The sequence below is a fragment of the Paenibacillus sp. J22P15 genome (assembly GCF_056269345.1).
On record NZ_JBWDNT010000003.1, the window covers coordinates 68,367 to 83,101 of the forward strand.

Below are 14,735 nucleotides of genomic sequence, written 5' to 3' on the forward strand. Positions count from 1 at the left end.
TCGGATAGAGAAGAGAGGCGGAAATGAATTGGAAGAGCAATCTATCAATAAGAATCGTGTCGTTGGGTTTATCGGAACAGGGATTATGGGTGCAAGTATGGCGGGTCATTTGCTTGATAATGGTTTTAAAGTAAATGTGTTTAATCGAACGCAGTCAAGAGCGGATTCACTGGTTTCGAGGGGGGCTATTTGGCAGGAGTCGCCGAAGCTCGTTGCTGAGAACTCTGATGTGATTATTACGATGTTAGGTTATCCCGCGGATGTAGAAGAGATATATTTTGGTGCTGCAGGTCTTCTTCAGAATGCGCGCTCTAATTCAATCCTTATTGATATGACCACTTCAAGTCCATCCCTCGCCAAGCGCATTGAGCTTGAGGCTCGCGACAGAGGACTAATGGCGCTTGATGCACCCGTCTCTGGAGGTGATGTGGGCGCTAAGGAAGCTAGACTTTCCATCATGGTTGGAGGAACGGAGCAAGCATATCAAGCTGTATTGCCGTTGTTCGCACTGATAGGCAAAAACATCGTTCACCAAGGTGGAGCAGGTGCAGGACAATTTACGAAAATGTGCAATCAAATTGCAATTGCCACTAACATGATTGGTGTGAGTGAGGCTCTTGCCTATGCGAAGAAAGCGGGATTAGAGCCTAGTAAGGTACTGAAAAGTATCGAAGCAGGCGCTGCGGGAAGCTGGTCTTTATCGAATTTAGGCCCTCGTATTATTAATGGAGATTTTGCGCCAGGTTTTTATATTAAGCATTTTATAAAGGATATTAAAATTGCGATCGAATCGGCTGATGAGATGGGACTTCCCTTGCCGGGCTTGGCGCTGGCGCGCTCTTTGTACGAGCAGCTCATTACACTAGGAGAAGAGAACAGCGGTACACAAGCATTATATAAAGTGATATTTAAGGAGCAGGACAACTAAATATTGTGCGTAATTCGTTAATGTGATATATTATTTCTCAAATAAAGGTACTATTTCTTATGATTATGACTCATATAAAGGTTGGAGGAGAGTACGATTCAGTTATCAACACGGCAACTGGAGCTTCTTGAGCTCGTGAAGAGGCATGCGCCGATTACTGGCGAGCAGTTGGCTGAATATTTAGGTGTCAGCAGGCCCACGCTGCGCTCAGATCTATCGCTTCTGGTCATGCTTGGCTTGCTTGATGCGAAGCCCAAGGTCGGTTATTTCCTAGGCAACACCTATCGATCGAGCAGTGAGCCCTTGCAGCAATTCAACAATATGAAGGTAAGAGAAGTTCAAGGGGTTCCCGTTAATGTTCCGGACTCGTTGTCCGTCCATGATGCCGTTATAACGTTGTTCACCGAGAATGCGGACACCCTTCTGGTCGTTAATGAACAGAAGCGCTTTGTTGGAATCGTTACACCTAAGGATTTGCTCAAAATAACGCTTGGTAACGCTGGCGCTGCATCTATTCCCGTCAGTATGGTGATGACCCGTTATCCTAATATTGTTACGCTAATACCCGACGAATCTGTGATGGATGCGATTAGAAAGATGTCACTCCATCAAGTAGATTGTTTACCAGTCATCATTCCTCGAGAAGATCAGGTGCTCGATCCTGAGGTGGCAGGTTGGGTATCGAAGTCGAACATAATACGCCTGATGGCGGACATCGCGATGGATGGGAAATTGGGGGAGCCAGAGTTATGAAACAGCAGATCATTTATGTATGCTCCGATGCTGTTGGTGAAACAGCGGAAGCGGTTGCTAAGGCAACCTTGCGTCAATTTTCATCGGAGCATGTAAAAATTAAGCGTTACGGTCATATCAAGTCTGAGGATGAAATTTTGCGTATCGTCGCTGAAGCAGCGAGTACAGGTGGATTTATCAGCTATACACTCGTCCAGCCGGAGCTTCGGGAACAAATGAAGGAAGAAACGTTTAGAGCTGGTGTTAGAGCGGTTGATGTTATGGGACCAATGATGCAAGCCTATGTTGATACGTTTGGCACCTTTCCTAAGCGTGAGCCCGGGCTATTGCATTCTATCGACGATGCGTACCATCGTAGAATGGATGCCATCGAGTTTGCGGTGAAATACGATGATGGCAAGGATGCGAGAGGCTTCATACAGGCGCAGGTCGTATTGATTGGCGTATCGCGAACGTCTAAGACGCCGCTAAGTATCTTTTTGTCCCATAAAGGAATAAAGACGGCAAACCTGCCGCTTATGCCAGAGGTTAATCCACCCGAAGAACTGAAGCCTGCTTCTGATCGACTTATAATCGGTTTAACGATGCAGGCTGATCATCTTCTTGAGATCCGTTCTGAACGATTGAAGACGCTTGGACTTCCAGCATCCGCACAATATGCGACAAGGGAGCGTATTCAAGAAGAGCTTGATTATGCAGAAATAGTTATGAAATCGTTGAATTGTCCTGTTATAGATGTTACAAATCGGGCTATTGAAGAGACAGCGGGCATCATTATTGAATGGCTTAACAAATAATTGGATATACCGATAGAGACAAGGGGGATTCAATATGGATAGAACGTTTGTAATGGTTAAACCGGATGGTTATGCACGCGGTTTGGTGGGACGCATTGTTGCTCGATTTGAAGAAAAGGGCTTTAAACTAATAGATGCAAAGGTGATGCAATTATCAAGAGAACACGCGGAGCAGCATTACGATCATTTGCGTTCAAAGGTGTTTTTTGACGAGTTGGTAGACTTTATCATTTCGGGACCTATATTTGCAATGATATGGGAAGGCAAAGATGCGATCATAAACGCACGTTCACTTATTGGCGCAACGAATCCTTCTGAAGCTCTTGCCGGTACAATCCGTGGAGATTTTGCAATCGATGTAGCTAGTAATATCATTCATGGATCTGACTCTTATGAAAATGCCGAGAGTGAAATCAAACACTTCTTCCAATAGTGAAATCCTTGGTTGACGAATGGAAGAAGATTATGGTAAATTTTATACAAAGTTAATGAATGAACACGGAAGCACCGTATTAGGCCGCAGATAACTGCGCCTTCTACGGTGCTTTTTTTGTGTTTTCATAGCGGAAGGGATGGTGACCCCGTTGAACAAATATCAACTGGCTATAGCGGTGAAGGAGCCGGAATATTTGAAGCGATTTGCTGACTATATTCACGATAGCAAGCTTGGAGAGCAATGGCAGATCATTGCCTTCACGCATGCAGATGCTTGGAAGCGCTATGTGAAGCAAGGCTACAAAATCGACTTATTGGCCGCACAGCCCGATCTGCTTGCCGAGATGAAAGCTGAGCTTCCGAATATTCCTGTCATTGCACTTGTATTGCAACTAGGAGAAAGCAATGAGATGTACGAGCTTCATCAATACCAGCCCATTCCTCAGCTGCTGCAGAGCCTATCGGACATTTACATTAAAGCGACAGTACACGCTGCTCTGCCACTTAGAAACGCTGAAAGGCCGTCTGGGGTAAAGGTTATTTCCGTTTATTCAGCTTCAGGCGGAATAGGAAAAACAGCCTTGTCGCTGCATTTAGTACATGCAGCAAGTATGCATCAATGCCGCACCTTTTATTTAAACCTTGAAAGGTGGAACACCTCGGAATCATGGCTTGGCTCGCAGCAATATGCAAGCGGTGTGAAGACGGGGGAAGCAAAGGAAGAAGGATTATCTGAGCTGTTGTATGGACTCAAGGCTCAGCCAGGGCAGTCGGTGGAATGGCTCTTGGAGCACCGGAAACGTGATGCGCAGCTTAAGGGGGATTACTTAGCTGCTTGTACAAACTTGGAGGATCGAGTGACGCTCAGTGAGGAAGATGCGGTCGGCTTAGTGGATACTATTGCTCGCAGCGGACAGTATGATCTGATTGTCGTTGATATGGATTCCGGACTGGATGAGCTGCAGCTTGCTATTTTTGAACAGTCAGATCAGGTGCTTTGGGTAGTGAACGAGGATGCTTCTGTACGAAATAAACAAAAAATGGCTCTTCGTTATGGAGAGCAGAAGTGGAGCCATAGATTTAGTTTATTGTCCAATAAATTCATCGGGGTAAAAAATTATGTTGCTCTGCCCGCACATGCCATTAGCAACGATGTAGAAGGCATGGCATACGCCAAGGTGGCACTTCCAGAAATTCCAGAATGGCGGGGAGCAAGTCATGTACCGCTGTTGTCATCACCCTTATTTAGGGCAGCAGTCGAACAATTATTCAAACAGCTTTACAAGGAAGGAGGAGGACAGGTTGCTGAGCGATGAGACGGTGTTAGAACTTCGCAACAAGGTACGCGCAAAAATTGATTTTAGCGGTTCTCTATCAGATGACAGTCTGATGAGAATTGCTGAAGAGATTGTATTCGAATGGTGCGACACTCATCCCCTCACTGCAACCGAGAAGGTGAAACTTGTACGCAGGCTGTTTCATTCCTTTCGAGGGCTTGATATTTTGCAGCCGCTGATGGAGGATGCTTCAATTAGCGAAATTATGATTAATCATCATGCAGAAATATTTGTTGAGCGGAGAGGAAGAATGACCTTGCTGCCGGTTTCATTTGAGAGCAGAGAACGGTTAGAGGACCTGATTCAGACCGTCGTCGCTAGTGTGAACCGCGTCGTCAATGAGTCTTCGCCAATCGTTGATGCGCGTCTTAAGGATGGCTCTAGAGTACATGTCGTACTGCCGCCAGTAGCATTGAAAGGACCATGCATGACGATTCGAAAGTTTCCTGACCAGCCGCTAACGATGGAGGAGCTCGTGTCTATCAACTCGCTCTCGGCAGAAGCGGCATCATTTCTGAAAGAGATGGTCGGGGCGCAGTACAACATGTTTATAAGCGGAGGAACGGGAACGGGTAAAACCACCTTTTTAAATGCATTGTCGCAATTTATTAAGGAGGACGAGCGAATAGTTACGATTGAGGACTCCGCAGAGCTGCAAATTCGTGCGATTCCAAATTTGGTAGCGATGGAGACACGAAATGCGAATACGGAGGGGAAAGGCGAGATTACGATTCGTGATCTCATAAGGGCATCGCTTCGGATGAGACCTAACCGTATTATTGTCGGTGAGGTGCGTGGCGGTGAGGCTTTGGATATGCTGCAAGCACTTAATACCGGTCATGCCGGAAGCATGTCTACTGGCCACAGCAATGGTGCAAAGGATATGATGGCTCGACTTGAGACGATGGTGCTAAGCGCTGCTGAACTGCCTATTCAGGTTATTCGTCAGCAAATTTCTTCTGCGATCGATATCGTCATTCATTTATCGAGGTTTCGTGATCGGTCTCGCAAAGTAACAGAGATTTGTATAATGACAAAAGAGTTGATCCTAAGTAATTAATGTAGGTCCCAAATAAATAAAGTAGGTCTCTTCAAAATAAAGTTGATCCTTTAAGGTTTAGGTGGGAGAAAGTGTTCTAAAGTCATCAACAGGAATTTTTCTGTAGGTGACTTTTTTATCGAGTCCGAGTCTGTATTGGAGTGAAAAGAAAATAGCATGCAAGAACAAGTAAGGATGTGGGCAGGGTTTGATTAATAGCGGACAAATACCGGATGTGTGTTCTATTCTAGGGTGCTAAAGCTTTACGATTCAAAATTACCGATATTCCATCGATAACAGTAGCGATTCACCCATTTTTCTGAGGGAAGATAGAATTAGCCAAAAAAACTTTCATCAAAGTGTTTAAAATGGGCTAAAATGGTAATATTAATGGTATTGCCATCAATATTTAGCTAACTTATTTAAAAGGTCGAGTACATAGAACTCCATTAGAGGGGGGAACTATGTACTCGACCTTTTTTTGTTCGTATGGAATTTACTCTTTAGTATAAGTAATTGAAAAAACTGGAGGTGGAATTTTGACTAGTCCAAGAATGTATTGGAGCGAGAAAAAGATCAAGCGCCATATTAAGGAAGGCTACGGTCAGGGATATGGGCGAAAATACAAGCCGTGGTTTACTGTTGAATCGGGTTATTCATCCGGATTCCAAAATAAAGTGCCCGGTTTGAAAACTAATCGGATCCATCACTTGGTATCAAACATTGAGTACCATTATTATTTATTACTTGAATGGAACGATAAGGTGGTTGATATTCGTGAGCGATATCCACTCTTTGATAGGGTCGAGACGATTGAAATCGCAGAAAGCATTAACTTGAAGTATCCGATAGACCTGAAGACAGGAACGCCCAAGATTCTTACAACTGATTTCATGATTACAACGTTTGAAAATGGGCGGTATAAAAATATCGCGAGGTCCATTATTCCACAAAGCAAGAAAAGTGATCGGAGTGCACTAAAAATGATGCTTTTAGAGCACACATATTGGTCCCGACGAAAGATCGATTTTGCTGTTGTGACAGAAGCACAAATGAACATGAGACTGATTTCAAATTACCTTTGGTTTCGAACCGCCTATACCCTACAATCCAGTGAAGAGCTCAGCATTGGAGAATTGAAGCAAGTGATACCGGTTCTGATACATGCGCTGAAAACGTCGCCTAAAGGTCATGAGGTCAGCGATGTTTGCACTAAGCTTGATTTTCGTGAAAATTTGCCACTAGGGACGGCATTGTATCTATTCCGCCATTTATTAGCTCGTAAAATAGTACGAGCGAGTATGGATGGGAGTATATGCGAATCATGCCTTATCAAGGAAATCTCATTTTACGAGGAGGTTTAAGATGACTGAGGTTATCCCGCAATTACGAGGTATTTATCAGATCACTCAAGAGGACAAGGAGATAATTGCGAGGTTGATTCACATTGATAATGAAGAAAGGGTTATGTATTTCTTCAATATCGATGATAAAAAATCAGGTTTTCCTTTTCAATTGAGACTGGACGCTTTTATAAATCTGGCGGAAGCAGATCTTATCGAGCGATTAGACGACGATCCATTCGTTATGTTGGTCGATGAAGATACATTAGACCAAAAAAGCAAAGATCGTCGAGATCGTTTATGGAAAGTATTTGAGCCATTTTCGCGATACGAGTCACATTGCCTGCTTCTTGATGAAAAAGAAAGGAGTAAAATTATTAACCAAATAACTGTCGAGCTTGATAGTAATAAAAGAACGGTAAGAAACTATCTGCGATTATTTTGGCAAAGGGGTATGACAAAAGACGCTTTTCTATACGATTACTCAAATTGCGGAAAAGCTGGCGCTTCAAGAACACAGCCACAAAACGGAAAGAAGAGGGGACGAAAACGTAAACATCCCGATGTATTGGGCGATGGGATTTTTATATCGCCAACAATAAAGAAGTATTTCCGTTTTGCAATTGATGAATGGTATAGGAGCAAGGATGAGCCTAGTTTATCAGCTACCTATATCCGAATGATCAAAGAATTCTTTACCGAGAGACAAGATGATAAACTGCCGAGTGTCAAAAAGGAAAAACCTTCAGTAAAGCAGTTCACTTATTGGTATGAGACTGAAGGTAAAGATGAGATTGAGGACTATAAATCCAGACGTGGAGATAAAGCATATGATTTATTGAAACGTCCTTTAAATAGTAACTCAATGAAAGGAGTTACATCTCCAGGACAGGTGTATCAAGTTGATGCAACAATCGCAGATATCTATTTAGTTAGTCGCAGTAATCGAAGTTGGATCATTGGTAGACCTGTAATATATGTTGCAATTGATGTGTTTTCTCGCTTAGTTGCCGGCGTTTATATAGGATTAGAGGGTCCATCCTGGGATGGCGCAAAAATGGCATTAGCAAATGCCTCTACAGATAAAGTAGCTTTCTGTAAAGAGTTTGGCATAGAAATCTCAGCTGAAATGTGGAATTGCAGCCATATTCCAGAGAAAATTGTCTGCGATAATGCAGAGCTTAAGAGCACATTGATTAACAATTATATTACTGCCTTCAATACTACTATAACTGTGGCTCCTCCCGGTAGGGGTGATTTGAAGGGCATTGTGGAGCGGTACTTTAGAACCATACAGGGGTCAACACTACCGTTCACTCCTGGACGAGTTATTCTCGATTTAAAGGAAAGAACAGGGCAAGATTATCGATTTGATGCAATGTTAGACATTCACGAGTTTCGTCAAAAGATTTTGAGGTCAGTGGTTTTACACAATACCACTGTACTGCAAAGTTACAAGAGAACTCGTGCAATGATCGAAGAGGACATCAATTCAAAACCATACGAGATATGGAACTGGGGAATCCGTAAATACCAGGGTATTATGCGGTGGCACAAAGAAGATACCGTAAGGTTGAACCTAATGCGTGCAGGGAAAGGAAGTGTAACAGAGTCAGGAATTGAGTTTAGGGGGATGAAATATACTTGTGAAACCGCAATAAGAGAAAGGTGGGATGCAAAAGCCGCAATGAAAGGGCGTTGGAAAGTAGATGTTTCGTTTGATTTTACCAGTAACATGAATCACATCTACATTCGTTCCGCAGGGGGAAAAAGTTACGAAAAATGTTATCTCAAAGACACTGAGTCGAGGTTTAAAGACTTGGATATCGCGGAGGTAATCTATTTGAACGAATTTGAAAGTCGAAGAAAAAGCATTGGGAAAGAAGAAGCATTGGAAAAGCAAATTGTTGTACTTCACGAAGATGAAGAGCTAGTGAAACAAAGCGCTAAAAAAGCCAGAGGGAAGAAGGTGGAGAGTAAAGCTGGAAAAATCAAAAATCTCCCGGAAAGAAGAGCGATTGAGAAGCAAGAATTGCGGGATGAAGAGTTTTTCGAATTGCCTGCTGAGCAGGAAAACGTAGGATCTACACATGCGGATGAAATATCTGTTCCAAAATTGAAAGAAGTAGTGGTTGAATCTGAGCCACAAGCGGGAGTTGTAGACACAGGCGAAGCTTCTTCAAAGCATAAAACCTTTGCTGAAAAACTTGCCTTGCTCCAAAAACAGCGCAAAGCTGAAGTATTTAAATAGAAAGGGATGATTGTATTGGTAACAGCAGAATACACAGATCAGTTGGTCACAGAATATCAGGGGAATCCATTAATTGAGGCTCTTCCGGAAATATTGGATGAGGAAAAGGTTATAACCAGCTTACTCACTTACCCCGCATTCGATGAACGCGAAAAAGAATTGGAAGCAGTTCACCGTATGCATTGTATCCCACGTGTTTTTAAATATTTCCTTCCGTTTCAGAAAAATATTGATTTGGAGAGAGATATTTCGCTAATAATGCGCCAAGCCTATTGCACTAGAAGCCCACTTGGTCTGGAGCATGTTAAGCGATCACGTGATGCATTTGATCAGCTGAAGACGGGAAAATATGAGCTAACGGAAGAACACATGAATCCTTCTCTTGGATTTACGATTTTAGGCATTTCTGGTGCCGGTAAATCAAAATCACTCGAAAAGGTGATTAATCTCTATCCAAGCGTTATTGAGCACAGTAAGTATAAAGAGAAGCATTTGGTCATGTACCAAATCCCATTTTTAAAATTAGACTGTCCACATGATGGCGCATCGTTAAAGGGATTATGTATGAGCTTTTTTGAGAGGGTTGACAAAATTTTAGGTGAGAGGTCGTCGTACCTTGACAAGTTCGGAAAAAGTAGTTCATCAACAGAAAAAATGATGACGCAAATGATTCAGATAGTTAATAATCATAGCATCGGAGTTTTGATTGTTGATGAAATACAGAATCTCTCAGGATCGAGGGATGGCGGACAAAAAATGCTTAGGTTTTTCGTAAATATGGTCAATCGACTAGGCGTTCCAATCATTTTTGTAGGCAATTACGAAGCTGCAAAAGTTATTGGAGGACAGTTCAAGATCTTGAAGCGAGGAACTGGAATGGGGTCGTCGCCTTGGGGACGGCTCCGGCGAGACAATGAGGAAGAGTGGAACGACTATAATATGTTCCTTGATGGGCTTTGGAACTATCAGTGGACAAAGAAAACGACAGAACTGACTGATGAAATGAGGGAGCTCATATACGATGAAACCCAAGGGATATTGGATTTAGTGGTGAAGTTGTTCGCCATCAGCCAAATCCATGCCATATCAACGAACCAAGAGATTCTTACGCCAAAGTTGATTTCACAAGTGGCAAACAAAAATTTCAAGCCACTACAAGAAGTAATAGAGGCGCTTCGCACCGGTAACGAGGAACTTTTAATGAAGTATGGCGATATTCTCCCGCTTGATATCGAAGAATTAATCAAAAGTAACTCGCCTAAACGAGGCAGTAATCGAGCAAAAATCATCAAGGAAGCTAACGAAAAGTTGGCGGAAGAGGAATCGTTGCCTCATATTAACCAAGTAATCAATAAATTACTTGTATTCGATGATAGTATCAGCGCGAAAAAGGCTGAGAAAATTGCATTAATTGCAATTAAAAGTATTAAAGAGTACAACAAACCGCTTGATGTTAATATGGCTGCTCGAGAGGCGCTGAGGTTGCTGGATGAAGAAATAGAACATAAACCGGCAGCTACAAAAAGAAAGGCAAAAGAAATAGATGTTTCAGAATTAGAAGGAAAAGGTCTGTTCAGTGACCGACTTATTGACGAACTGGACGAACTGACGAGCTAAATGGCTCGCTAGTTTACATATATAGGTTGTATTGAAGCATTATTTTTATTATTTTCCAGTAAGCTAGCATTATCTGTTGTTTTAAATCGTCTCCGTTTTTATCCCCGCAAAATCTTGTTCTAAAATGATTACTCACTATGCAAAATTTGCCCGCTATATTACAAAATTTTTGATCCTATCTATTTTCATAAACTTTTTAGCTCCTTAAAAATATGTTATTTAAGTTTGGTTTCATTGTTGGAAAATATGAACAGACTTGAAATAAATACTTTTTAAAGAGGTGTTTGAGATGGCGGCAGCTACGTTCTTACCTACAATTTATCCCGATGAGTTATTTTATAGTGTTGTTGCAAGGTATCATGCCCGTTCAGGTAATGATAGTACCAGCGCAACATTTGAGGATCTCTTTAATAAGAAAAAAGCATCCATATCATTTGATCTTCCGTGTGGGATTGTGACTTTTATAGAAAACTTGCCAGGACCTACTAAGTTAGATGCGAGTGAGATTATTGTTAACCATACGTTGTATCCGTTTTATGCAGCCTTTTTAAACGAAGATAGAGCTGCACGAATATATGCGGCTATGATGGATTCTGATGGTCATGGTATCCATGCATTTACAGGTATTGTAGCGTCCACCATTAGCAATCACTATTATTTACGATATTGTCCAAACTGTGCTGAGGAGCAGTTAGCACAATATAATGAAATGTATTGGAGAAGGCTGCATCAAATTCCTGGGGTAATCGTATGCCCACATCACAAAATACCTTTACAAAATAGCAATATTCCAATTGTAAGTATCAACCGGAATCTAGTTGAAGCAAATCTTCATAACTGCCCGTTGGAGCTGGACGAGAATATATACTCGGATAGAATGATGAACCAATGTACTGATCTTGCCAGAGATATAAAGTGGCTGATTGAAAATTGGGGATTGGTAAAAGAACAATCCTGGATAAATGAACAAATAAAGGCTCGTTTGAAATCAAAAGGACTAGCCGCTAAAGACAGGGTGAGACAAGACAAAGTACGTTCCGAGTTTGTTGATTATTACGGAGAGGATTTTTTAAAACTTGTCCAGTGTCAATTGAGTGAAAGCCAAAGTAATAATTGGATGAACAAGCTCCTACGAATGGATGATAATCGCTCTGTACATCCTCTTCATCAATTAGTATTTACACGTTTTTTAATTAAAGCTCCATATACAGATTTCTTGCAAGAGCAAGAATACGCACCATTTGGCAAAGGTCCGTGGTTATGCTTAAACGTTGCAGCTGATCATTATAGAAAAGAAGTAATTCAGGATATGATTATCAGCATCGATCAAAAATCGAAAGAGCCTGTAGGCACATTCGCATGTGAATGTGGATTTGTTTATTGTCGGATAGGCTTTGAAAGAAACGAAAGTGATAGGTACGACATCAGCAAAGTTAAGGAGTTCGGACATGTGTGGAATAGCAAATTAAAGGAACTTGTAGATAAACGTTGCTATACGCTAAATGATTTGGCACAGCAGCTTAATACATCCAGTACAACAATAAAAAAGTACATACTCTTAAACAGTTTAAAATTCCATAAGGGTTTAAAGAAAACAAATATAAAGCCCTTGCAGGAAGATAAATCAAGATTCGTATTTAACGAGCGTGTACGAGATGGTTACCGTAACCGTTGGTTAAAAGCCAAACAAACAAGTCCTAATGCCACCATGAAAGAACTACGTGAGTTGGCAAGCAAGGATTATACTTGGTTGAAACGGCATGATGCGGAATGGTTTGAAGAAAACTCCACTACCAATCAAAGTCAGGTAACATATATGGGCGACAGAGTTGATTGGAAGAAAAGAGATTTAGAATTCTTATCCATGATCCAAACGGCGGTAGATGGAATCTTGGCTTTGAATGAAAAGCCGCAAAGGATAACCAAAAACCGATTAGGTAATATTCTAGGTATAATCGGGGTCTTGGCTAGTCAAATTGATAAACTTCCTCTGACAAAAGCCTTTTTGGACTCCGTTGTTGAAGACAGGGACACTTTCCAAAAACGTCGTTTAAGATGGGCTGCTAGTACGCTTGATAAAAGTGGAAACGAAGTGACCAGGACAACTTTATTGAGCCAAGCTGTTTTGGGAAAAGAACGCTCAATTTCTGTAGAAGAAGAAATTGATAAACTAATTACGCAGTATAGCATCTTTAAAAATGCGTGAGTAACAACAAGAATAGCCTAATTGTCGGCTCTTGTTGTTTATCTTTGTAAGTTAGATATACTCCTTTCGACCTGCATATACTAGGTAGAAAGGAGTTTTAAAAGTATGCCTAATTTTTTCCCGACGCCGTATCCAGATGAGCTTCTCTATAGTATTTACGCCAGATATCATATCCGATCGGGAAATGATTCATTGACGAAGACGGCTGAGGACTTGTTCGGCAAACGAACTATACCGAGTTCGATTATTCTTCCGAGTCATCTCAATAGTCTTTGTGAAAGAATGAATGTATCCTCTCAAATTACTCCACAAGAGCTGATAGATAAACATACCGTATTTCCTTATTATCGGTATTTTTTACCTGAGGAACGTGCTGAAATCATTATGGAAGGAATGAAGGGGACAGAGGGCTGGAAAACAATTATTTCTTCAGGCATTACGCAAAGCTTGATAAGACCTCCTCAGTATTTGCAATTTTGCTTAAAATGCGTAGAAGCCGATCGACAACATTACCATGAAGCATATTGGCATCGTGCGCATCAATTACCTGGTGTAAAGGTATGTGTAATACACCAAAAAAGATTAATATCTAGTCCAGTGCATTCAGTACCATCAATGAGAGAAATTGGATTTCGCCACGATATATATGATTTGGAGAGAATTTTGAGTAACACTCAATATTTAATTGAACCTTATGATATCAATCAAGTCACGGATAATGATATTTTTATTTCAAAGGCTAGTTATGAATATCTACAAGATGGGGTTCCGTTTCTTACACGTGATGAATTACGATTAAGGTATATGCATTATCTGAAACAAAAGGGTTATGTCATGTTAAGCAATAGAATAAAAATTAAGAAGTTAGCTGACGATGTAGAAGCCTTTTTTGGTATAGACTATCTAACTGAGATGAAATGTAGCGAAAAGCAACCCCCATGGCTCTATAGTTTGTTTAGACCGTCCGCTGTTAACTATGTTCAACCTCTTCGACATTTATTAATGATGGCTTTTTTAGATATATCGCCAGAAGATTTTTGTAAAACAGTTGTCACTGATGCTAAACCATTCAGTGAATCTCCTTGGATATGCTTAAATCCAGCGGCTAACCATTACCATCAGCCCGTTGTAACTCAATGTGATATTCAACGACACACGATTACAGGTGACTTTTTAGGTGTATTTACTTGCAACTGTGGTTTTGTTTATACGAGAAGCGGCGCGGATATTTCTGATTCGGATAGGTATCGCTTGGATACAGTTCGGCAATATGGAACTGTATGGGAACAAAAGCTTATCGAGTTTAAACAAAAGGATAAACTAACGTATGCGCAAATTGGACTGAGATTAGGGATAACAGCGAAGGCTGCCAGTAAATATTATCAACGAAAAGTTGCTGGTATAGCTGTAATCCCGCATCATACTCGAGATAACAGTCGATTTGAAGAACTACGTAGGGAAAACCGAGCAAAGTGGATGGAAGCACGAAAAAATTATAGTAATGAAGGTATACACTTTCTTGCTAAACGTGCTGGAACCGGCTATGTTTGGTTATATCGGCATGATCGTGAATGGCTAAGAAATAATGCCCCGGAAAAAAAGGGGCGTAAATCATCATTGATAGCTTGGGATGAAGTGGACCGAGAGCTAGTGGAAAAAATCCAAACAGCTGCAAAACGAATCCAAGATAAAGAAAGTTATCCCATTCGTGTTACAAAACTCAGCTTAGTTAAAACAATCGGTCAAGACTTCCGTTCAAACTTAAATCGTCTGCCTCTTTCATTTAAGAAATTAAATGAGGTAGTGGAGTCAGTCAAAGAATATCAGATTCGTAGGATTAGATGGGCAGCAAAACAATCTTATGAAAATGGTCAACGTCTCTCTTGGTACCAGTTGAGAGAAGCTGCTGCAATTCCAATTAAATCAGTTAAAGAGCTGATGAGCATTATACAGGAAGAGATTCAAAAATATGAGCAAAAAAAATGACACGGGAAGTAGCTGTGTCATTATGACCAGGTTTTTTTTGTGA

At 41.2% G+C, this 14,735-nt stretch carries 11 protein-coding genes; all 11 read left to right on the forward strand.

Annotated elements, in window-relative coordinates; genetic code table 11:
- The first annotated feature begins 28 nt into the window (after nucleotides 1-28).
- Nucleotides 29-928, forward strand: coding sequence for an NAD(P)-dependent oxidoreductase (locus AC0YN6_RS08595; protein ID WP_475746347.1), 900 nt, complete (start codon nucleotides 29-31; stop codon nucleotides 926-928).
- Nucleotides 929-1,009: 81 nt separating this feature from the next.
- Nucleotides 1,010-1,681 (forward strand): CBS domain-containing protein, encoded by a 672-nt coding sequence (locus AC0YN6_RS08600; RefSeq protein ID WP_475746348.1) that lies wholly within the window; start codon nucleotides 1,010-1,012, stop codon nucleotides 1,679-1,681.
- Complete coding sequence (locus AC0YN6_RS08605) at nucleotides 1,678-2,478, forward strand: pyruvate, water dikinase regulatory protein (protein WP_475746349.1); 801 nt, start codon at nucleotides 1,678-1,680, stop codon at nucleotides 2,476-2,478. Before AC0YN6_RS08600 ends, AC0YN6_RS08605 begins: the two co-directional genes overlap by 4 nt.
- A gap of 34 nt (nucleotides 2,479-2,512) precedes the next feature.
- Nucleotides 2,513-2,911, forward strand: coding sequence for a nucleoside-diphosphate kinase (gene ndk / locus AC0YN6_RS08610; protein ID WP_475746350.1), 399 nt, complete (start codon nucleotides 2,513-2,515; stop codon nucleotides 2,909-2,911).
- A 151-nt stretch (nucleotides 2,912-3,062) separates the two neighbouring features.
- Nucleotides 3,063-4,229 (forward strand): P-loop NTPase family protein, encoded by a 1,167-nt coding sequence (locus tag AC0YN6_RS08615; protein WP_475746351.1) that lies wholly within the window; start codon nucleotides 3,063-3,065, stop codon nucleotides 4,227-4,229.
- Nucleotides 4,219-5,310, forward strand: coding sequence for a CpaF family protein (locus tag AC0YN6_RS08620; protein WP_475746844.1), 1,092 nt, complete (start codon nucleotides 4,219-4,221; stop codon nucleotides 5,308-5,310). Before AC0YN6_RS08615 ends, AC0YN6_RS08620 begins: the two co-directional genes overlap by 11 nt.
- A 518-nt stretch (nucleotides 5,311-5,828) precedes the next feature.
- Nucleotides 5,829-6,653, forward strand: a complete 825-nt coding sequence (locus AC0YN6_RS08625; protein WP_475746352.1) for a TnsA endonuclease C-terminal domain-containing protein — start codon at nucleotides 5,829-5,831, stop codon at nucleotides 6,651-6,653.
- 1 nt (nucleotide 6,654) lies between these two features.
- Entirely contained in the window at nucleotides 6,655-8,883 is a 2,229-nt protein-coding gene (locus tag AC0YN6_RS08630) for a hypothetical protein (RefSeq protein WP_475746353.1), read from the forward strand.
- Nucleotides 8,884-8,898: 15 nt separating this feature from the next.
- The gene (locus AC0YN6_RS08635) at nucleotides 8,899-10,500 is read left to right on the forward strand and encodes an ATP-binding protein (protein ID WP_475746354.1); all 1,602 of its coding nucleotides are present in this window, start codon (nucleotides 8,899-8,901) and stop codon (nucleotides 10,498-10,500) included.
- A gap of 289 nt (nucleotides 10,501-10,789) precedes the next feature.
- Nucleotides 10,790-12,706: a TnsD family transposase gene (locus AC0YN6_RS08640; protein WP_475746355.1), complete on the forward strand. Its 1,917-nt coding sequence runs from the start codon at nucleotides 10,790-10,792 to the stop codon at nucleotides 12,704-12,706.
- A gap of 105 nt (nucleotides 12,707-12,811) precedes the next feature.
- Nucleotides 12,812-14,692 carry a TnsD family Tn7-like transposition protein gene (locus tag AC0YN6_RS08645; protein ID WP_475746356.1) on the forward strand — a complete coding sequence of 627 codons (1,881 nt, stop codon included), beginning with the start codon at nucleotides 12,812-12,814 and terminating at the stop codon, nucleotides 14,690-14,692.
- The last annotated feature ends 43 nt before the right edge of the window (nucleotides 14,693-14,735 follow it).